At 70.6% G+C, this 18,832-nt stretch carries 19 protein-coding genes; 11 read left to right on the plus strand and 8 right to left on the minus strand.

Annotation, left to right across the window (positions count from 1 at the left end):
- Positions 1-12: 12 nt before the first annotated feature.
- Positions 13-1,050 (plus strand): LacI family DNA-binding transcriptional regulator, encoded by a 1,038-nt coding sequence (locus AB0J88_RS03555; protein WP_364357820.1) that lies wholly within the window; start codon positions 13-15, stop codon positions 1,048-1,050.
- Here AB0J88_RS03555 and AB0J88_RS03560 read toward each other — a convergent pair.
- Positions 1,047-2,093: a substrate-binding domain-containing protein gene (locus tag AB0J88_RS03560; protein WP_364357817.1), complete on the minus strand. Its 1,047-nt coding sequence runs from the start codon at positions 2,091-2,093 to the stop codon at positions 1,047-1,049. The genes AB0J88_RS03555 and AB0J88_RS03560 overlap by 4 nt on opposite strands.
- A gap of 14 nt (positions 2,094-2,107) precedes the next feature.
- Positions 2,108-4,495 (minus strand): glycoside hydrolase family 3 N-terminal domain-containing protein, encoded by a 2,388-nt coding sequence (locus AB0J88_RS03565; RefSeq protein ID WP_364357814.1) that lies wholly within the window; start codon positions 4,493-4,495, stop codon positions 2,108-2,110.
- A 324-nt stretch (positions 4,496-4,819) separates the two neighbouring features.
- On the opposite strand from AB0J88_RS03565, the gene AB0J88_RS03570 reads away from it, so the two are divergent.
- The 4 genes from AB0J88_RS03570 to AB0J88_RS03585 all read left to right on the plus strand — a co-directional run bounded on the left by AB0J88_RS03570 (position 4,820) and on the right by AB0J88_RS03585 (position 9,925).
- Positions 4,820-6,157 (plus strand): extracellular solute-binding protein, encoded by a 1,338-nt coding sequence (locus AB0J88_RS03570; RefSeq protein ID WP_364357811.1) that lies wholly within the window; start codon positions 4,820-4,822, stop codon positions 6,155-6,157.
- On the plus strand, positions 6,154-7,080 hold the full coding sequence (locus tag AB0J88_RS03575; protein WP_364357808.1) for a sugar ABC transporter permease: 927 nt from the start codon (positions 6,154-6,156) through the stop codon (positions 7,078-7,080). Before AB0J88_RS03570 ends, AB0J88_RS03575 begins: the two co-directional genes overlap by 4 nt.
- Position 7,081: 1 nt before the next feature.
- Positions 7,082-7,981, plus strand: a complete 900-nt coding sequence (locus AB0J88_RS03580; RefSeq protein WP_364357805.1) for a carbohydrate ABC transporter permease — start codon at positions 7,082-7,084, stop codon at positions 7,979-7,981.
- Positions 7,982-8,050: 69 nt separating this feature from the next.
- Complete coding sequence (locus tag AB0J88_RS03585; protein ID WP_364357802.1) at positions 8,051-9,925, plus strand: transketolase; 1,875 nt, start codon at positions 8,051-8,053, stop codon at positions 9,923-9,925.
- 3 nt (positions 9,926-9,928) lie between these two features.
- Here AB0J88_RS03585 and AB0J88_RS03590 read toward each other — a convergent pair whose 3' ends face one another.
- On the minus strand, positions 9,929-10,276 hold the full coding sequence (locus tag AB0J88_RS03590) for a UBP-type zinc finger domain-containing protein (protein ID WP_364357799.1): 348 nt from the start codon (positions 10,274-10,276) through the stop codon (positions 9,929-9,931).
- A 92-nt stretch (positions 10,277-10,368) separates the two neighbouring features.
- Here AB0J88_RS03590 and AB0J88_RS03595 point away from each other — a divergent pair, with 92 nt between their 5' ends.
- The gene (locus AB0J88_RS03595; protein ID WP_364357796.1) at positions 10,369-10,983 is read left to right on the plus strand and encodes a DedA family protein; all 615 of its coding nucleotides are present in this window, start codon (positions 10,369-10,371) and stop codon (positions 10,981-10,983) included.
- Positions 10,984-10,994: 11 nt separating this feature from the next.
- Here the strand turns inward: AB0J88_RS03595 and AB0J88_RS03600 are convergent, their stop codons facing one another.
- Positions 10,995-11,537 (minus strand): helix-turn-helix domain-containing protein, encoded by a 543-nt coding sequence (locus tag AB0J88_RS03600; RefSeq protein ID WP_364357794.1) that lies wholly within the window; start codon positions 11,535-11,537, stop codon positions 10,995-10,997.
- An 86-nt stretch (positions 11,538-11,623) separates the two neighbouring features.
- On the opposite strand from AB0J88_RS03600, the gene AB0J88_RS03605 reads away from it, so the two are divergent.
- Together AB0J88_RS03605 and AB0J88_RS03610 are read left to right on the plus strand one after the other, a co-directional pair.
- A complete protein-coding gene (locus AB0J88_RS03605; RefSeq protein ID WP_364357792.1) occupies positions 11,624-11,971 on the plus strand; it encodes a helix-turn-helix domain-containing protein in 348 nt (115 codons plus the stop codon).
- The gene (locus tag AB0J88_RS03610; RefSeq protein ID WP_364357789.1) at positions 11,968-12,771 is read left to right on the plus strand and encodes a pentapeptide repeat-containing protein; all 804 of its coding nucleotides are present in this window, start codon (positions 11,968-11,970) and stop codon (positions 12,769-12,771) included. Before AB0J88_RS03605 ends, AB0J88_RS03610 begins: the two co-directional genes overlap by 4 nt.
- On the opposite strand, the gene AB0J88_RS03615 is transcribed toward AB0J88_RS03610, so the two are convergent.
- Entirely contained in the window at positions 12,768-13,052 is a 285-nt protein-coding gene (locus AB0J88_RS03615; protein WP_089246950.1) for an adhesin, read from the minus strand. The genes AB0J88_RS03610 and AB0J88_RS03615 overlap by 4 nt on opposite strands.
- A 159-nt stretch (positions 13,053-13,211) precedes the next feature.
- Between AB0J88_RS03615 and AB0J88_RS03620 the strand changes: the two genes are divergently transcribed.
- The 3 genes from AB0J88_RS03620 to AB0J88_RS03630 are packed head-to-tail and all read left to right on the plus strand — an operon-like array spanning position 13,212 to position 14,969.
- The gene (locus AB0J88_RS03620) at positions 13,212-14,114 is read left to right on the plus strand and encodes a hydroxymethylglutaryl-CoA lyase (protein WP_364357925.1); all 903 of its coding nucleotides are present in this window, start codon (positions 13,212-13,214) and stop codon (positions 14,112-14,114) included.
- 38 nt (positions 14,115-14,152) lie between these two features.
- Positions 14,153-14,536, plus strand: a complete 384-nt coding sequence (locus AB0J88_RS03625) for a helix-turn-helix transcriptional regulator (protein WP_364357922.1) — start codon at positions 14,153-14,155, stop codon at positions 14,534-14,536.
- Positions 14,537-14,546: 10 nt separating this feature from the next.
- Positions 14,547-14,969 (plus strand): VOC family protein, encoded by a 423-nt coding sequence (locus AB0J88_RS03630; protein WP_364357786.1) that lies wholly within the window; start codon positions 14,547-14,549, stop codon positions 14,967-14,969.
- A 20-nt stretch (positions 14,970-14,989) separates the two neighbouring features.
- Here the strand turns inward: AB0J88_RS03630 and AB0J88_RS03635 are convergent, their stop codons facing one another.
- From AB0J88_RS03635 to AB0J88_RS03645, 3 genes are read right to left on the minus strand one after another with little or no spacing between them, the layout of a single operon-like run.
- Complete coding sequence (locus AB0J88_RS03635; protein ID WP_364357783.1) at positions 14,990-15,835, minus strand: xanthine dehydrogenase family protein subunit M; 846 nt, start codon at positions 15,833-15,835, stop codon at positions 14,990-14,992.
- Positions 15,832-18,192: a xanthine dehydrogenase family protein molybdopterin-binding subunit gene (locus tag AB0J88_RS03640; protein ID WP_364357780.1), complete on the minus strand. Its 2,361-nt coding sequence runs from the start codon at positions 18,190-18,192 to the stop codon at positions 15,832-15,834. The genes AB0J88_RS03635 and AB0J88_RS03640 overlap by 4 nt, the downstream gene beginning before the upstream one ends.
- A 10-nt stretch (positions 18,193-18,202) precedes the next feature.
- Positions 18,203-18,805, minus strand: coding sequence for a (2Fe-2S)-binding protein (locus tag AB0J88_RS03645; protein WP_364357777.1), 603 nt, complete (start codon positions 18,803-18,805; stop codon positions 18,203-18,205).
- Between the last annotated feature and the right edge of the window lie 27 nt (positions 18,806-18,832).

The raw sequence follows: 18,832 nt of genomic DNA on the forward strand, positions 1-18,832 counted from the left end.
GGGAGAAAACCGGTGGTGGTCGAGGGCGAGCGGCGGGCAACGCTCGCGATGGTGGCGGAGTCGTGCGGTGTTTCGCTGCCGACCGTCTCCAAGGTGCTCAACGGCCGCGCCGACGTCGCCAGCGCCACCCGCGCCCGGGTCGAGGAGGCGTTGCGGGCGCACAACTACAGCCCGCCCGGGGCGCGCAGTCGGGGCACGTCCGCGCCCGTCCGCAGCGTCGAGCTGGTTTTCGACGACATCATCAGCCCGTACGCGACCGAAGTCCTCCACGGCGTCACCGACGGCGGCGACGAGCTCGGTGTCGACGTGGTCGTGCGCCGCCTGCCCACCCTGACCGACTCTCCGCCGCGCACCGAGGCCGCCTGGGCGCGCCGACTGACCGACGCCGGCCGTAAGGGCCTGATCGTGGTCACCTCCGAGCTGACCTCGCGCCAGCTCGCCGCCTTCGACCGGGCCGGGCTCTCGCTGGTCGTCATCGACCCGGTCAACCTCCCGCGCACCGACGTGGTCAGCGTCGGCGCGACCAACTGGAGCGGCGGGCTGGAGGCCACCGACCACCTGATCCGGCTCGGCCATCAGCGGATCGCCTTCGTCGGTGGGCCGGTCGCCTCGTCGCCGAGTCGGGCGCGGCTGCACGGCTACCGTGCGGCGTTGGAGAACGCCGGCATCCGATCCGACCCGGCACTGATCCGCAACGGCTCGTTCGACTTCCCGTCCGGGTTGATGCTCGGTGGCGAGCTACTCGACGCGGACGACCGGCCGACCGCCGTGTTCGCGGCCAGCGACCCGACCGCGATGGGCGTGTTCGCCGCGGCCATGGCGCGCGGGCTGAAAGTGCCGGAACAGCTGAGCATCGTCGGCTTCGACGACACCTACTTGACCGTGATGTCGACGCCGGCCCTGACGACGGTGCGGCAACCGTTGCGCGACATGGGCCGGGTCGCCCTGCGTACCCTGTTGCGCCTCATCGCCGGTGAGCCCCTCGACTCGCACCACGTGGAGCTGGCCACCAAGCTGGTCGTCCGCGAATCGACGGCCGCGCCGCCCTAGGTGTACTCGGTCAGCCGCGCGGTCGAGCCACGGACGATGAGCTCTGTCGCCAGCTCCACGTGGTGGGAGTCGAGCTTTTCCCCTGCGGCCAGCCGCAAAGCGGTGCGCAGCGCCACGCCGCCCATCTCGCGCAGCGGTTGCCGCACGGTGGTCAACGGAGGTGAGGAGAGGCGGGCGACCTCGGTGTCGTCGAAGCCGACCACGCTGAGGTCGTCGGGCACCCGCAGCCCGCGCGCCCGCGCGGCCTCGATCACGCCGGCGGCGGTCTCGTCGCTGCCGGCGAACACCGCCGTCGGTCGGGTCGGCAGGTCGAGCAGCGCGGCGCCGCCCTGGATGCCGTCCTGGTAGCGGAAGTCGCCCGTGTGCTGGTATTCGTCGGGCACCGGCACCCCGGCGGCCTCGAGCGCCGCCCGGTAGCCGTGCATCCGGGCCTGGTTGCAGGCCGACCGGGTCGAGCCACCGACGTAGCCGATCCGCCGGTGGCCCAGCGCCAGCAGATGCTGCGCCGCGGCCATCCCGCCCGCGAAGTTGGTCGAGCCGACGCTGGTGACCCGTTCGCGCTGGAGGTTGAGCGGGTCGATGACGACCAGCGGGAGCTGAGCCCGCGACAGGGCGGCCAGGTCGGCCGAGGTCAGCTCGTCGACCACCGCGATCACGGCGCGCCGGCCCGCGGCGGCCAGGTCGCGCGCCCAGCCCTTGGGGCGGCTGGCGTCGGCGCCGGCCGCGGTCCGCGGCCGGGTGCTGATGGCGACCGCGACGCCGGCTTCGCCGCCCGAGCCGAGCACACCCTGGATGATCTCGGTCGAGTACGCGTTGAGATCGCCCTTGAAGATCAACTCGATCCGGGCCGTGGCCGGGCTGCCCTTCGCCGCCGGCGACCGCCGGCCGATGTAGTCGTGCTGTTCGAGCAGCGACTCCACCAACGCGCGGGTCTCCGGACCGACGTCGGAGCGTCCGTTGACCACTTTGGACACGGTGGTCACCGAGACACCGGCTGACCTGGCGACCGTGGCCAGCGTCGCGCGGCCAACCTTGGGCGGCACGGACCTTCCTCTCATCACGGACCAGCGTCACCCGGGACCGGCGCGATCTCGACCGGTGTGTCGAAGTGCCGGTCGTGCCCGACGACGCGGGTCGGGCCGACGAGCCGTACCGTACCGTGCAGCGGCAGGTCCGCAGCGGAGGTGCCGACGAGCACGTCGATGTCGCCCGCCTCGACGATCCGGCGCAGGTCGCGGCCGGCGAACGCGGTGCGGTCGGTGTGCACCCGGAAGCGCACGTCGGCGGCCGCACCCGGCGCCAGGTCGACCCGGGCGAACCCGACCAGCTGCTTGACCGGGCGGACCACCTGGGCGACCAGGTCGTGCAGGTAGAGCTGGACGACCTCGGTGCCGGCCCGGTCACCGGTGTTGCGAACCCGCGCCGCCACCGTGAACTCGCCGTCCGTCGGCACCGTCGGCGCCGAGATCCGCAGGTCGTCGACCGCGAACGTGGTGTACGAGCGGCCGTGTCCGAAGGGGAACAGCGGCGTCGGGTCGAGGCTGCTGATGTCGGTGAGCTCGGCACCGAGCGGGGGTTGGAGGTAGGTGCCCGGCTGGCCGCCCGGCCCGCGCGGCACCTGCACCGGCAGCTTGCCGGTGGGCTGCACGCGACCGGAGAGCACGCCGGCGATCGCCGCGCCGCCCTCCTCGCCCGGCATGAACGCCTGCACCAGCCCGGCCGCCCGCCCGTGCACGTCGCCGAGCGCATAGGGCCGGCCGGAGACGACCACGACGACCACCGGGGTGCCGGTGTCCAGCAGCTCCGCCAGCAGCTCGCCCTGCACACCGGGAAGACGCAGGTCGGGTGCGTCGCAGCCCTCGCCGGACGTGCCGTGCGCGAACAGCCCGGCGATGTCGCCGACGAAGGCCACGACCACGTCGGCGTCGCGGGCCGCTTCGACCGCAGCCGCGAACCCCGACCGGTCGTCGCCCTCGATCTCGCAGCCGGCGGCGTGCGAGATGTCCACATCGGGCAGTTCGGCGCGCAGGGCGTCGAGCGCGGTCGGCACGTCGATGCCGAGACCAAGGCCCGGGTGCCGCGGCAGCACGTGGTTGGGGAAGGCGTAGCAACCCATGAAGGTGCGGGCCTGTGCGGCGCACGGGCCGACGACCGCGATCCGCCCGGCGGTGGGCAACGGCAGCGCACTGCCCGGGTCGAGCAGCACGATCGAGCGTTCGGCGATCTCCCGGGCCAGCGCCCGGTTGGCGGCCGAGTCGAGCTCGACGGTGGCAGCTCCGGCGACCGAGTCTTCCGGTGTCCACTCCGGATCGAGCAGGCCCAGCTCGACCTTCTGCGTGAGCAGTCGGCGGGCGGCCTGGTCGACCAGGGCCTCGGGCACCTCGCCGGACCGCACCTTCGCGAGCAGCGCCGCGCCGTAGCCGATGGTGTCGGGCAGCTCGACGTCGATGCCGGCGGCCAGGGCCAGCGCGCCGGCCTCGGCGTCGTCGGCGGCGATGTGGTGCATGGTCGCGAGGAACGGCACGGCCCAGTAGTCGGAGACCACCGTGCCGGCGAAGCCCCACGCGTCGCGAAGCACCTCGGTGAGCAGCCAGTGGTCGGCGCCGGCGGGCACCCCGTCGACGTCGGAGTAGGAGTTCATCACGGAGCCGGCGGCCGCGGTGGCCACCGCGGTCTCGAACGGCGGCAGGATGACGTCGACCAGCTCGCGCCGGCCCATGGACACCGGGCCGTGGTTGCGGGCGCCTCGGGAGGCCGAGTAACCGGCGAAGTGCTTGAGGGTGGCGATCACGCCGGCGCTCTGGAGGCCGCGAACGTAGGCGGAGCCGAGCATCGAGACCAGGTACGGGTCTTCGCCCATGGTCTCCTCGACCCGGCCCCAGCGGTAGTCGCGCACGACGTCGAGCACCGGCGAGAGGCCCTGGTGCACGCCGACGGCGGCCATGTCGCGGCCGATCGCGGCGGCCATCCGCTCGACGAGGTCGGGGGAGAACGTCGCGGCCCAGGCGATCGCGGCCGGGTAGACGGTCGCGCCGTAGGTGGTGAACCCGGTCAGGCACTCCTCGTGCACCAGCGCCGGGATGCGCAGCCGGTGGGCGTCGAGCACGACGTGGTGCTCGCGGACAAGCTCGGCCGCGCCTTCGGCGGCGGTGACCGGCGCGCTGCCGTAGACCCGCGTGAGGTGGCCGAGACCGTGCCGGCTGGCCACCTCGAGCGGCTTGTCGCCGGCCGAGAACACGTCCTGCATGGGTGCCACGTTGTGGTCGGGCGCGAAGACCTGCTCGGCCTCGTCGTCGTTCAGGTCCTTGCGGAGCCATCGGCTGCCCAGCTGGGCGAGCTTCTCCTCGAGGGTCATCGCGCCCAGGAGCAGCTCGACCCGGTCGGCGACCGGCCGGCTGACGTCGTGCCAGGGCTGGGTCTCGACCTGGACGGGCTGAGTTGCCACGGGGCGTGCCTCCTTTGCGCAAGATAAGGGTTGGTCTTCGAAACTTTCGAAGTTTCCGGTGCTCGCGGCCGACCGGGCAAGCCTTGCGCTGGCCTTACTTTCGCCGATCAGAACGTCAGCTTCAAGCCCTTGACACGTCGATGACGGAATCCTACGTTGACTTGAAAATTCTACGTTAATTTGCGAGATCACCGGCCGAAATTTCCCTGCCACGGCACCCTTCCGCACAGCCGTGGGAGCGCTCCATCTTGGCCGGTGACCCCTCGTGCTACTCGCCCGATCGAAACGCCGCGGTTGCCGCGGCACACGAGTACGGAGGTCAGCGTGGAGCGCAGCATCCTGTCCCGGCGGAATTTCCTAGGCCTTTCCATGGGCGCGGCCGCCGGCGTCGCGCTCGCCGGCTGTGGCAGTTCCGGCCCCAGCAGCAGCACCGGCGGCGGTGGCACGGCCGGATCGGCCAGCTACTGGTTCCTCACCGGCGCACCTGGTGAGGGCATCCGCACCAACACCGTCAACCGCTTCAACCAGGCGAACCCCGACAGCAAGATCACCGCGACGACGTTCCAGAACGACGCGTACAAGACGAAGATCAAGACGGCGATCGGTGCCGGCCAGGCGCCGACCATCATCTGGGGCTGGGGCGGCGGCACGCTCCGCACGTACGCCCAGGCCGGTCAGGTCGAGGACCTGACCTCGTGGTTCGGCGAGAACGCGGCGGTCAAGGACCGGCTGTTCCCGTCGTCGTTCGGCGCGGCCACCATCGACGGCAAGATCTACGCGATGCCGGCCGAGACGGTCCAGCCGATCGTCCTGTTCTACAACAAGCGCGCCTTCGAGAAGATCGGCGCCGAGCCCCCGCAGACCTGGGGCGACGTGATGGACCTCGTGCCCAAGTTCAACGCCAAGAACATCGCGCCGTTCTCGCTCGGCGGCCAGTCGCGCTGGACCAACATGATGTGGCTCGAGTTCCTCTTCGACCGCCTCGGCGGCAGCGAGGTCTTCCAGGCCGTGTTCGACGGCCAGAAGGACGCCTGGTCGAACCCGGCGTCGATCCAGGCGCTGACGATGGTGCAGGACCTGGTCAGGGCCAACGGCTTCATCAAGGGCTTCTCGTCGATCACCGCCGACTCCAACGCCGACCAGGCATTGCTCTACACGGGCAAGGCGGCGATGATGCTGCACGGCACGTGGACGTACGGCGGCATGGCGGCGGACGGAGGCGACTTCGTGTCCAGCGGCAGCTTGGGCTACATGAACTTCCCGCCGATCGACGGCGGCAAGGGTGACGTGTCCGACACGGTCGGCAACCCCGGGCAGTACTACTCCATCTCCTCGAAGGCCACGCCCGAGCAGAAGGAGACCGCGAAGAAGTTCTTCAAGGAAGCGGTGCTCGCCGACGCCGAGGTCAAGGAATGGGTCGACGCCGGCGCCGTCCCGATCGTCAAGGGCACCGAGAGCGCGTTCGGCGCGTCCAAGGACGCCGACTTCCTCAAGTTCGTCTACAACACCTCGGCCAACGCCAAGACCTTCGCGCAGTCGTGGGATCAGGCGCTGAGCCCGACCGCGGCGGAGAAGCTGCTCGACAACATCGCGCAGCTCTTCCAGCTGAAGATCACGCCGCAGAAGTGGGCGGAGAACATGAACGGGGTCATCGGGCAATGACATCTCTCGCTCCGCCCGCCCCGCGGGGGAGTACCGCGACCTCCGCCCAGGGCGGGCGGAGCGGGTCCGTCGCCTGGCTGGCCGCTCCCGCGTTCCTGATGTTCGTCGCGTTCGCGATCATCCCGCTGATCGGCGTGCTGGTGCTCAGCTTCACGCAGTGGGACGGCATCGGCGACATCCACGCGGCGGGCTTCGACAGTTGGCGCAGCGTGCTGCGCGACCCGGGCCTCGTACACGCCCTCTGGGTCACCTTCCTGATCATGATTTTGTCCTGGGCGTTCCAGACACCGTTGAGCCTGTTGATCGGCGTCTACCTGGCCACGCGCAGCCGCTATCGCGAGATCCTCGCGGTGATCTACTTCGTACCGCTGCTGCTGAGCTCGGCCGCCCTCGCCATCACCTACAAGGCTCTGCTCGACCCGAACTTCGGGCTCGGCGCGGGGCTCGGCATCCCGTTGCTCCAACAGGACTGGCTGGGTCGCGACAACCTGGCGCTCGGGGTGCTGGTGTTCGTGGTCTCCTGGCAGTTCATCCCGTTCCACTCGCTGATCTACCAGAGCGCCGTGCGGCAGATCCCGAAGACGATGTTCGAGGCGTCCGAGATCGACGGCGCCGGCCGGCTGCGGCAGTTCTTCAGCATCACGTTGCCCCAGCTCAAGTACACGGTGATCACGTCGTCGACGCTGATGGTGGTCGGGTCGCTGACCTTCTTCGACCTGATCTTCGTGCTCACCGGCGGCGGGCCGGGCGATGCCACCCGGGCGCTCGCGCTCGACATGTACAAGCGGGGCTTCCAGGCCAGCCTGATGGGCCCGGCGAGCGCGATCGCGGTGATCCTGGTGCTGGTCGGTCTCGGGCTCGCGCTGTTGCTGCGCCGCCTCGGCGGCCGCGACGCGACCGAGAGCCAGATGGAAGGCGTGTGACGTGGCGACGACTTTGACGACAGCACCCGGCACCACGACCCCGACCCGCCCGACGCAGCCGGCCGGCGGGGGCCGCCGACGCGGCAGGTTCAACCTGCCGGCCGGGTTCGCCGGGCTGATCTGGCTGGCGATCGTGGTGATCCCGCTCTACTGGATCCTCATCACCAGCCTCAAGACGCAGTCCAACTACTTCCTGAGCAACCCGTTCGCGCCGCCGACCGAACCGACCCTCGACAACTACCGGATGGTCATCGAGGCCGACTTCGTCCGGTACTTCTTCAACAGCGCGATCGTCACCGCCGGGGCCGTCATCCCCGCCGTGCTGATCTCGTTCATGGCCGCGTACGCCATCGTCCGCGCGAGCAACCGCAGCCGGTTCCTGCGCTCGGTGAACGCGGTGTTCCTCATGGGCCTGGCGATCCCGCTGCAGGCGGTGATCATCCCGGTCTACCTGATCATCATTCGCCTGAAGATGTACGACACCCTGCTCGCCATCATCCTGCCGTCGATCGCGTTCGCCATCCCGCTGTCGGTGCTGGTGCTCTCGAACTTCATCCGGGACGTGCCGCGCGAGCTGTTCGAGTCGATGCGGATGGACGGCGCCACCGAGTGGGGCACGCTCTGGCACCTGGCGTTCCCGCTGATCCGGCCGGCGCTGGTCACCGTCACCATCTACAACGGACTGTCCATCTGGAACGGATTCCTGCTGCCGCTGATCCTGACCCAGAGCCCGACGCAGCGCACGCTGCCACTGGCGCTGTGGACCTTCCAGGGGCAGTACAGCATCAACGTGCCGGCGGTGCTCGCGTCGGTGGTGCTGACCACGCTGCCGATCCTCGCGCTGTACGCGGTGGGCCGGCGCCAGCTGCTCAGCGGCCTCACGGCCGGTTTCAGCAAGTAACCGAGGTTCAACGTCCCGACGCGGGGTATGCGGCCCAGAACGGAGAATTTTCGCCGCGAAGGGGACATCGTGACCAGCACTGCGACCATCGCCGACCTGTCCACCGCCCGTGACGTGGCCCGGCAGCTCCGGGTCGACTCGGTGCGGACCAGCACCAGCGCCGGATCCGGCCACCCCACGTCGAGCATGTCGGCCGCCGACCTGCTCGCCGTGCTGGTCACCCGGCACCTGCGCTACGACTGGGACAACCCGGCGAACGACGCCAACGACCACCTGATCTTCTCCAAGGGGCACGCGTCGCCGCTGCTGTACTCCGTCTACAAGGCGACGGGCGTGGTCTCGGACGAGGAGCTGATGTCGGGCTACCGCAGGTTCGGGCAGCGGCTGCAGGGCCATCCGACGCCGGTGCTGCCCTGGGTCGACGTGGCCACCGGCTCGCTCGGCCAGGGCCTGCCGGACGGCGTCGGCGTCGCGCTGGCCGGGCGCTACCTCGACGAGGTGCCGTACCGCGTGTGGGTCCTCTGCGGCGACAGTGAGATGGCCGAGGGCTCGATGTGGGAGGCGCTCGACAAGGCCGCCTACTACCGGCTGGCCAACCTCGTGGCGATCGTCGACGTCAACCGGCTCGGCCAGAGCGGACCGACCGAACTGCAATGGGACCTCGACGCGTACGCCCGCCGGGCTTCGGCGTTCGGCGCCCGGGTGCTGGTGATCGACGGGCACGACCTCGAGGAGATCGACGAGGCCTACCGCTCGGCGACCGACCGCACGGACGACCGCCCGACCGTGATCCTCGCCCGTACCCTCAAGGGGCGCGGCTTCAGCGAGGTGGAGAACATGGAGGGCTGGCACGGCAAGCCGCTGCCGAAGGAGATGGCGGAGCGGGCGATCCGGGAGCTCGGTGGCGGGAGCGATCTGGTCGTGCGTGGGCCGATGCCGGCCGACGAAGCGCCGGTCTCGCGATCCGTGCAGGGCGGCACGGCGCCGGCGCTGCCCCAGTACACGGTCGGGGACAAGGTGGCCACCCGCCGGGCGTACGGGGACGCGCTGACCGCGCTGGGCGGCGGGAACACGCGGATCGTCGCGCTGGACGGCGAGGTCGGCAACTCGACGTACTCGGAGGAGTTCGCGAAGGCCTTCGGTGACCGGTTCTTCGAGATGTACATCGCCGAGCAGCAGATGATCGCCGCGGCCGTGGGGCTGAGCGTGCGGCACTACATCCCGTTCGCGTCGACGTTCGCCGCGTTCCTGTCCAGGGCGTACGACTTCATCCGCATGGCTTCCATCTCGCGTGCCGACATCCGGCTGGTCGGCTCGCACGCCGGAGTGGAGATCGGGGCCGACGGGCCGTCGCAGATGGCGCTCGAGGACCTGGCGATGCTGCGGGCGGTGCAGGGCTCGACGGTGCTCTACCCGAGCGACGCGGTCAGCACGGCGGTGCTCGTGGAGGCGATGGTCGAGCTCGACGGGGTCAGCTACCTGCGGACGACCCGGGGCGCATACCCGGTGCTCTACGACGCCGAGGAGAGCTTCCCGGTCGGTGGCAGCAAGGTGCTGCGGTCGGGGCCGGACGACGCCGTCACCCTGGTGGGCGCCGGGGTCACCCTGCACGAGTGCCTGGCCGCGGCCGAGCTGTTGTCGTCGGAGGGCATCGCCGCGCGGGTGATCGACCTGTACTCGGTCAAGCCGGTCGACACCGCGACCCTCAGCGAGGCCGTGGCCGCCACCGACGGCCGGATCATCGTCGCCGAGGACCACCATCCCGAGGGCGGGCTGGGGTCGGCGGTCGCCGAGGCGCTGCTCGCGGCCGGGTCGCCGGCTCTGCGCTTCACCCACCTCGCGGTGCGTGACCTGCCGGGGTCGGGCTCGACCGCGGAGCAGCTCGCGGCGGAGGAGATCGACGCGGACCACATCGCCGCGGCTGCTCGCGCGCTGGTCAGCTGAGCCCTAAGTGTGCAGGTGGCGCTGCCAGTCCTTGGGGACCTGGCCCTTGGGTCCGGGCACCGGCTGGTCGAGCGGATGGCTGTCCGGCCCGGCCAGCTCCGGACCCTCGAGGAACTCGTTGGTGCGGTAGTCGTAGAACCAGTCCTCGCCGGGTTCGAACGACTGGATGATCGAGTGCCCGTCGCCGGTGGCGTGCGCGGTGGCGTGCTGGGCGGGCGAGTTGTCGCAGCAGCCGATCTGGCCGCACGTGGCGCAACGCCGTAGGTGCAGCCACCAACCGCCACTGGCCAGGCATTCCGCGCAGCCGGCACCGGACGGTGGCACCTCGGGTCGGACTAGTGGTTCGGTCACGATTCCTCCTCGGTGATCCTTAACGATTAAGGTCTACCCGCATCGCGTCGGCTTTCACGTGAGTGCTCGATCACGCCGCGTAAGATCGCTGGGTGAGCGATCTGCTCAACAGCCTTGTCGACCAGCGGGCCATCCTCGTGTACGTGATCGTCGGCCTGGTGGTGTTCGCCGAAGACGCGTTGTTCTTCGGCTTCATCCTGCCGGGCGAGACGGCCGCGATCCTCGGCGGCGTCGCGGCCAGCCTCGGCCACGTCTCCGTGCTCTGGATGTCCGTGATCGTGGTGGCCGCGGCGATTCTCGGAGACACGGTGGGCTACGAGATCGGCTCGCGGTGGGGATACCGGCTGCTGCGGGTGAAGTGGCTCCAGAAACGTGAGAAACAAGTGGAGTCGGCCCGCTCGTTCTTAGCGCGGCGCGGCGGGCCGGCGGTCTTCTTCGGCCGGTTCATCGCGTTCCTGCGCGCGTTCGTGCCGTTCCTGGCCGGGGCCTCGCACATGCACTACCGGAGGTTCCTGGCCTACAACGCGGCGGGCGGTCTGGTCTGGGGTGCCGGGTCGGTGCTGCTGGGCTATCTGGCTGGCAACTCCTACTCGATGATCGAGGACGCGGTGGGGAAGTGGGCCGCGATCGCTGTCGCGGCGGTTGTGGTGGCCGCGTTGATCGCGTGGGCGATCTATCGCCGGGTCCGGGAGCGTCGGGGTCATTGAGGTCGGTGTGATCAGGACTTCGCGGCGGCCAGCTTCAGCGCCGCGCCAAGGTCAGCCGCGGTGAGCGCGCCATCGGGATCGACCAGCCACTGGATGGCCAAGCCGGCCAGCAGCGCCTGCGCCAACCCGCCGAGCAGCCGAGCCTCCTCGCCGTCGGCGCCCTCACCGAGCAATCCGGCCAGCTCGGCGCGGCCCTGGCGCTGCCCGGCGACCAGGAACTCGTGGATCTCCGGCAGCCGGTCGACCTGACCCGCCAGCTCGAACTGGGTCGTCCAGAGCGGCCGCTGCGAGCGCACCGAGGCGATGACCGCGGCCCAGACCGCCTCGGCGGACCCGTCGGTGGCCCGCAGCGTGGTCGCGAGCTCGGCGCCCCACTCCGCCAGCGCCTCCATCAGGGCCTGGTTGAGCAGCTCTCGGGTCGAGCCGAAGTGGTAGCCGATCGCCGCCAACGAGACGCCGGCGGCCGTGGCGATGTCGCGGGCCGTCGTGCGGGTGTAGCCGATGTCGTGCAGGCACGCCTTGGCCCCGGCGATCAGGCTCTCCCGGTTTCCCATGCGGAGATTGTACAAGTGTGCAAAACCCCGAAACCGCCTTGGTGCACGAGTTGTAACTGGCGGCCGGGCTCTGTGAACATAGAGGCATGACCGAGGAGTGCACCGCGCGAGAGGTGCTCGACCGGGTCGGCGGCAAGTGGAGCATCGCGATCATCCTGGCCGCGGCACAGGGGCCGGTGCGGTTCACCGAGCTCGAGCGGTCCATCGCCGGGATCAGCCGGCGGATGCTCGCACTCACCCTCAGAAACCTCGAACGCGACGGCCTGCTGACGCGCACCGTGTTTCCGACCGTCCCGCCGCGCGTCGAATACCTGGCGACGGACCTGTCCCGGGAGATCTACGACGCGCTGGTCACGTTGACGACCTGGGCCGAGCGGCACCGCGCGGAGATCGCCGCGGCCCGGGCCGCGTACGACCGGCGGGCGCTGGAATGACCTTGGAACTGGTCGCCGACTGCGGTCGGTGCGTGGGCCTCTGCTGCGTGGTCCCCGCGTTCGCCCGATCCGTCGACTTCGCCATCGACAAGCCGGCCCGCACGCCGTGCCCGAACCTCGGCGAAGACTCGCGTTGCGGGATCCACGCCAAGCTGCGCACCGAAGGGTTCCGCGGCTGCACGGTCTACGACTGCTTCGGCGCGGGCCAGCACCTCACCCAGGCGACCTTCGCCGGCGCCGACTGGCACGACCGGCCTGACCTCGCCCCGTCGATGTTCAGCGCGTTCCCGGTCATGCGCGAGCTGCACGAGCTGCTCTGGTACCTGACCGCGGCGCTCGAGTTGAAGCTGCCGCCGAAACAGCGCACCGCACTGACCGACGCACGACAGCGGACGCTCGGGCTGACCGAGGGGAGCGCGGAAGACCTGGCAAAGCTGGACCCCGCACCGCTCTGGGCGGCCGTCGGCGACCTGCTGCTGCGGGCGAGCGCGGCCGTGCGGGCGAAGGCACCCGGCCCGCGCCGCGAGCATCGGGGCGCTGACCTGGTGGGCAAGGACCTGCGGCGCACCGACCTGCGGGCAGCCAACCTGCGGGGCGCCTATCTCATCGGCGCCGACCTGCGCGGCGCGGACCTGGGCTGGGCCGACCTGATCGGTGCCGACCTGCGCGACGCCGACCTACGCGGCGCCCAGCTGCGCACCGCGCTGTTCCTCACGCGCGCCCAGATCGACTCCGCGAAAGGCGACGGGGCGACGGCGCTGCCCAAGGGCCTGCGCCGGCCGCCCCACTGGCCGAGCTAGCTGAGCTGCTCGGCCACCTCGAACTGCACCGCGCCGTTGGCGTCGACCGCGGCGTCGAGCGATTTGTCGTCGAGCACCCGGGCCGCTTCGCCGTCCAGGAACAGCCGGGCGCCGGACTGGTCGACGACCTGGTCGCCTTCCTGCGGCGACGTGGCCAGGCTCATCGTCAGCGCGCCCTGCGTCGGGTCGGACGCGATGCGCACGCCGGCGCCGTCCGGCAGGTTCTGCTGGCCGGTGAGGTCACGGATGACCGCTACGGCGTTGTCAGTCACTGCGAGCATGGTGAAACCCTCCAGATATGCGGCAGGGGAGAAGTTGAGACCGCAACTGACAGGGCCGTTCCTCACGGCAGGCGGGTCTGCGGCCGTCCATGACCCACGTAACCCTCCGTCGCCGGATCCCGCAACCCGAACGCGACTTATTCTGGCTTCATGAACCCGTTGCCCGGCTCTGTATCGATCCGCGAGGTCGCACCCCGAGATGGCCTCCAGAACGAGGATCCGGTGCCCACCGCGGCCAAGATCGAGCTGCTGGACGCGCTGTCCGGCACGGGCGTACGGCGGATCGAAGCGGTCTCGTTCGTGCACCCCAAGGCGATACCCCAGATGGCCGACGCCGACCAGGTGTGGGCGCGGGTACGCAAGTCGCCGGCCGTCCGGTATTCGGCGCTGGTGCCCAACTCGCGCGGTGCGCAGCGTGCCCTGGCCGCCGGGTTCACCGAGGTCGAGGTGGTCGTCTCGGCCAGCGACACGCACAACAAGCGCAACGTCAACCGCTCGACGGGCGAGTCGCTGGACGACATCGCCGCGCTGATCGACGAGCTGCACGGCGCCGGAGCCAGCGCTGAGGTGATCATCGCGACCAGCTTCGGCTGCCCGTTCGAGGGCGACGTCGACCCGAAGCGGGTCGCCGACATCGTCGACCGGGTGGTGGCCGACGGCGCCGACCGGATCGCGTTCGGCGACACCACCGGCATGGCCACCCCGCGGCGGGTCACCGACGTGCTCACCCTGGTCCGCGAGCGCCAGCCGGACATCCCGGTGCTGCTGCACTTCCACAACACCCGGGGTACGGCGTTGGCCAACATCCTGACCGCGATGGACCTGGGCATCACCGAGTTCGACGCGAGCGTCGGCGGGTTGGGCGGCTGCCCGTACGCCCCGGGCGCGACCGGCAACGTCGCCACCGAGGAGGTGGTGCACATGCTCGAGGACATGGGCATCGACACCGGCATCGACCTCGAGGCGCTGATCGAGGCGGCGGCGCTGGCCCAGCGGGTGGTCGGTCGCGAGCTTCCCTCGGGGGTGCTGCGCGCGGGGCCGCGTACCCGGCTCGCGTCGTGAACCCGGATGACCTGGTGCTTCTGCGCCGGTCACGAGACATGATCGACCGGGAGTACGCGCGCCCGCTCGACGTGCCGGCACTCGCGCGGGCGGCCCTGATGTCGCCGTCGCACTTCTCGCGGCGGTTCAAGGCGGCGTTCGGCGAGTCGCCGTACCAGTACCTGATGACCAGGCGGATCGAGCGCGCCCAGGCGCTGCTGCGCCGCGGGGACCTGTCGGTCACCGAGGTCTGCGTGGCCGTCGGTGCGACCTCACTGGGCTCGTTCAGCGCACGGTTCACCGAGCTCGTCGGCGAGAGCCCGTCGGCGTACAAGACGCGGGACCACGCGCCACTCGCGGCGGTGCCGGCCTGTTTCGCCAAACGGCTGACGCGGCCGACACGAGCACGAACGGAGAAGCGCGCCGCCGCGGCTTCGGCCTAGCGTCGGTGGCATGAACCTCTCGCTTTCGCACTGCTTCGTCACCGTCGACGACCAGGAGAAGACGCTCGCGTTCTATCGCGACGTGTTGGGTCTCGAGGTGCGCAACGACGTCGACATGACCGACTGGGGCATGCCCTGGCGCTGGCTGACCGTCGGCGCCCCGGGCCAGCCCGCCATCGAGATCGGGCTGGACACGATCGCCTCGAAGGCACCGGCCGACCAGCCGGCCCTGCGCGAGCTGATGGCCAAGGGCGCGCTGAGTGCGCTGATCTTCGACACCGACGACTGCGACGCGGCCTTCGAGCAGGTCCGTGCGTCCGGCGCCGAGGTGCTGCAGGAGCCGATCGACCAGCCGTACGGGGTGCGCGACTGCGCGTTCCGCGACCCGTCCGGCAACATGGTCCGCTTCAGCCAGCGGAGAGACCCCGAGTAGGGGCCCCTCCGCCGGTCAGTTCAGCCCAGGCCGGCCAGCGCGCGCCGGGTGAGCACGCCGGCCAGGTGGCGCCGGTAGTCGGCGCTGCCCAGCAGGTCGTCGCTCGGGTTCGTGCCGTCGGCCACCCGTGCCGCCGCGGCGCCGATCGCCTCGCGGCTGTCGGCGCCGGCCAGCGCCTCTTCCGTGGCGGTCGCCCGCAACGGTGTCGAGGCCATGTTGGTGAGTCCGACGCGGGCCTCGGCGATCGAGCCGTTGTCACGCCGGACCATGGCCGCCACGCCGACCAGGGCCCAGCCCTGCGCGACGCGGTTGAACTTCTGGTAGCTGCCCACCCAGGCGCCCTGCTTCGGCACGCGCACCGAGACCAGGACCTCGTCGGGCGCGACGGCGCTCGTCAGGTAGTCGACGAAGAACTCGCTCGCCGGCACGACGCGGCGGCCGACGGGACCGGCGATCTCCATCGAAGCGCCGAGCACGAGCGCCACCGCCGGCAGGTCGCCGGCCGGGTCGGCGTGGGCCAGCGAGCCCGCGAACGTGCCGCGTTGGCGCACCTGCCGGTCAGCCACCGTCCCGGTGGCCTGAGCCAGCAGCGGCAGGTGTTCGTTGACCAGCGGGTCGCGCAGCACCGTCGCGTGGGTGACCATCGCGCCGATGACCAGGGCGTCGCCGTCGTCACGGATCTGGCGTAGCTCGGCGATGCCGCCGAGGTCGACCAGCGTGCTCGGTGCCGCGAACCGCATGCGCAGCAACGGGATCAGGCTCTGCCCGCCCGCGATCACCTTGGCGTCCTCGCCTGCGGCGCCCAGGGTCGAGACCGCCTCGTCGACCGTGGTCGGCGCGGCGTAGTCGAACGACGGTGGGATCATGCCGCACCTCCCTGGATGGCCCGCCAGACCCGCTCCGGCGTGCACGGCATCGCGATGTCGTTGACACCCATCGGGCGCAGCGCGTCGACGATCGCGTTGACGACCGCGGGTGTCGAGGCGATGGTGCCGGCCTCGCCGACGCCCTTCGTCCCTAGTGGATGGTCCGGAGCCGGGCTCTCGGTGCGGTCGGTGACGAACTCCGGCAGGTCGGCCGCCGTCGGCAGCGTGTAGTCGACGAACGTGCCGGTCATCAGGTTGCCGTCGGCGTCGTAGACGGCCTCTTCGAACAGGGCCTGTGCGATGCCCTGCGCGATGCCTCCGTGCACCTGGCCCTCGACGATCAGCGGGTTGATCACCCGGCCGATGTCGTCGACGGCCACGTATTTGCGGATGGTCACGCGGCCGGTCTCGGTGTCGACCTCCGTCGCGCACAGGTGGGTGCCGTGCGGGAACGAGAAGTTGACCGGGTCGTAGACCGCGTCCGCGTCGAGCGTCGGCTCGATGCCGTCCGGCAGGTCGTGCGCCGCGAAGACGGCCAGGGCGCAGTCGGCGAGGCTGCGGCCGCCGTCCGGGTTGCCGCGCACGCGGAACTGGCCGCCGGTGAATTCCAGGTCGGCCGGGTCGCACTCGAGCATGTGCGCGGCGATCGGCTTCGCCTTGTCGATCACCTTCTGGCAGGCGTTGTAGAGCGCGATGCCGCCGACCGCGAGCGATCGCGAACCGTAGGTGTCGAGCCCCTTGTAGGAGGTGCGGGTGTCGCCGTGCAGCACCTCGATGTCGTCGAAGCCGACGCCGAGCTGGTCGGCGACGATCTGGCTCCACGCCGTCTCGTGCCCCTGACCGTGCGGCGAGGTGCCGGTGACCACCTCGACCCGGCCGCTGGGGAGCATGCGTACGCTCGCCGTCTCCCAACCGCCCGCGCCGTAGCGCAGCGCGCCCAGCACCCGGGACGGCGCGAGGCCGCACATCTCGGTGTAGGTCGAGATGCCGATGCCGAGCTGCACGCTGTCGCCGGTGTCGCGGCGGGCCTGCTGCTCCTGGCGCAGCTCGTCGTAGCCGAACAGCTCCTTGGCCCGGTCGGTGGCCTTCGCGTAGTCGCCGGAGTCATAAGCCAGGCCGGCCACCGTGGTGAACGGGAACTCCTCGGCGTTGATCCAGTTGCGCCGCCGCACCTCCAGCGGGTCCATCTCGAGCTCGACCGCGAGCTCGTCCATGATCCGCTCGATCGCGTACGTGGCTTCGGGCCGGCCCGCACCGCGGTAGGCGTCGGTGATCGTGGTGTTGGTGAAGATCCCGCTGCACTCGAAGCGGTAGGCGGGGAACTTGTAGATAGCGTTGTACATGAACGCGCCGAGGATCGGCACGCCCGGGCCGACGAGGCCCATGTAGGCGCCCATGTTGGCCAGCAGCTTGACCCGCAGTCCGGTGACCGTGCCGTCGCGTCGCGCGGCGAGCTCGAGGTCCTGGATGACGTCGCGGCCGTGGTGGGCCGAGACCAGGCTCTCGGACCGGGACTCGGTGTATTTCACCGGCCGGCCGAGCCGTTTGGCGGCGACGAACGCGATCAGCTCCTCGGGCGTGACCTGGAGCTTGCCGCCGAAGCCACCACCCACGTCGGGTGCGATCACGCGAACCTTGTGCTCCGGCGTGCCGGTCACCGCGGACACCAGGAACCGCAGGATGTGCGGAATCTGGGTGGCCGACCAGATCGTGTAGACGTCGCTGGTCGGGTCGACGACCACGCTGCGCGGCTCCATGAACGCGGGAATCAGCCGCTGCTGCACGTAGCGGCGGCGGATGACCACCTCGCCGTCGTCGATCGCCGCGCCGGCGTCGCCTCCGGTGCCCGCCTCGGCCGAGTCGAACACCCACGTGTAGCCCTTGTTGGTGCCCTTGTCGGCGTGGACCAGGTCGGCGCCCTCGGCGATGGCCTGCTCCATGTCGAGCACGGCCGGCAGCGGCTCGTAGTCGACCTCGATCGCCGCGATGGCGTCGAGCGCCGCCGCCCGCGACCGAGCCGCGACCACGGCGACCGCCTCGCCCATGAAGCGCACCTCGTCGACCGCGATGGGCGGCCGGTCGGGGTGCACCATGTCTTCGGTCACCGGCCAGGCGCAGGGCAGCGAGCCCTGCACGTCGGCCACGTCGCGGCCGGAGAAGGCGGCGACCACGCCCTTGGTCGCAAGGGCCGGTGACACGTCGATGCTGGTGATCCGGGCGTGCGCCATCGGGCTGCGCAGGATGGCCAGGTGCAGCATCCCGGGCAGGGTGACGTTCTCCGTCCAGGTGGTGCGACCGGTGATCAGCCGGGCATCTTCCTTGCGTCGCCGGGGACTGCCGATCTCGGTGGTGGTCATCGGTTCTCCCTCACGGCACCGGCTGCGGGATGGTCTCGTCGGGCACGTCCTGACGGGGCAGGCCCGAGTCGGGCGTCTGGTCCTCGCCGGCCCGCTGCGAGGGTGGGGCCGGCTCGGCGTCGCCACCGCCGCGGCGGATCTCCTCGCTGGCCGCCCGTACCGCGCGCACGATGTTCTGGTAGCCGGTGCACCGGCAGAGGTTGCCCTCCAGGCCTTCGCGGATCTCCTGCTCGGTGGGGTCGACGTTCTCCTTCAGCAGGTCGACCGCGGCCATGATCATGCCGGGCGTGCAGAAGCCGCACTGGAGTCCGTGCGCTTCGTGGAAGGCCCGCTGGACGGGGTGCAGCGTGTTGTCGGGGCCGGAAAGCCCTTCGATGGTGGTGAGCTCGCGATCGGCGGCCTGGACGGCCAGGACGGAACAACTCTTGACACCCTGCTGGTTTCCGTCGGCGTCGCTCATCAGCACGGTGCACGCGCCACAGTTGCTGGTGTCGCAACCGACGACGGTGCCAACCTTGCCGAGGCGTTCGCGTAGGTGATGGACGAGCAGGGTGCGCGGCTCGACGTCGTCCTCGTAGTCAACGCCGTCGACCTTCATGGATACCCGGGTCATCAAGCCTCCCACCTCACTGGGGGATGA

This window comes from Asanoa sp. NPDC049475 (assembly GCF_040676915.1).
Lineage (GTDB): Bacteria > Actinomycetota > Actinomycetes > Mycobacteriales > Micromonosporaceae > Asanoa.

Excerpts from the sequence above, each read along its gene's own strand:
- AB0J88_RS03610 (WP_364357789.1), top strand. The coding sequence starts at position 11,968 with ATGACCTTGGAACTGGTCGCCGACTGCGGTCGGTGCGTGGGCCTCTGC.
- AB0J88_RS03645 (WP_364357777.1), bottom strand. The coding sequence starts at position 18,805 with ATGACCCGGGTATCCATGAAGGTCGACGGCGTTGACTACGAGGACGAC.
- AB0J88_RS03600 (WP_364357794.1), bottom strand. The coding sequence starts at position 11,537 with ATGGGAAACCGGGAGAGCCTGATCGCCGGGGCCAAGGCGTGCCTGCAC.
- AB0J88_RS03615 (WP_089246950.1), bottom strand. The coding sequence starts at position 13,052 with ATGCTCGCAGTGACTGACAACGCCGTAGCGGTCATCCGTGACCTCACC.
- AB0J88_RS03630 (WP_364357786.1), top strand. The coding sequence starts at position 14,547 with ATGAACCTCTCGCTTTCGCACTGCTTCGTCACCGTCGACGACCAGGAG.
- AB0J88_RS03635 (WP_364357783.1), bottom strand. The coding sequence starts at position 15,835 with ATGATCCCACCGTCGTTCGACTACGCCGCGCCGACCACGGTCGACGAG.
- AB0J88_RS03625 (WP_364357922.1), top strand. The coding sequence starts at position 14,153 with ATGATCGACCGGGAGTACGCGCGCCCGCTCGACGTGCCGGCACTCGCG.
- AB0J88_RS03605 (WP_364357792.1), top strand. The coding sequence starts at position 11,624 with ATGACCGAGGAGTGCACCGCGCGAGAGGTGCTCGACCGGGTCGGCGGC.
- AB0J88_RS03640 (WP_364357780.1), bottom strand. The coding sequence starts at position 18,192 with ATGACCACCACCGAGATCGGCAGTCCCCGGCGACGCAAGGAAGATGCC.
- AB0J88_RS03575 (WP_364357808.1), top strand. The coding sequence starts at position 6,154 with ATGACATCTCTCGCTCCGCCCGCCCCGCGGGGGAGTACCGCGACCTCC.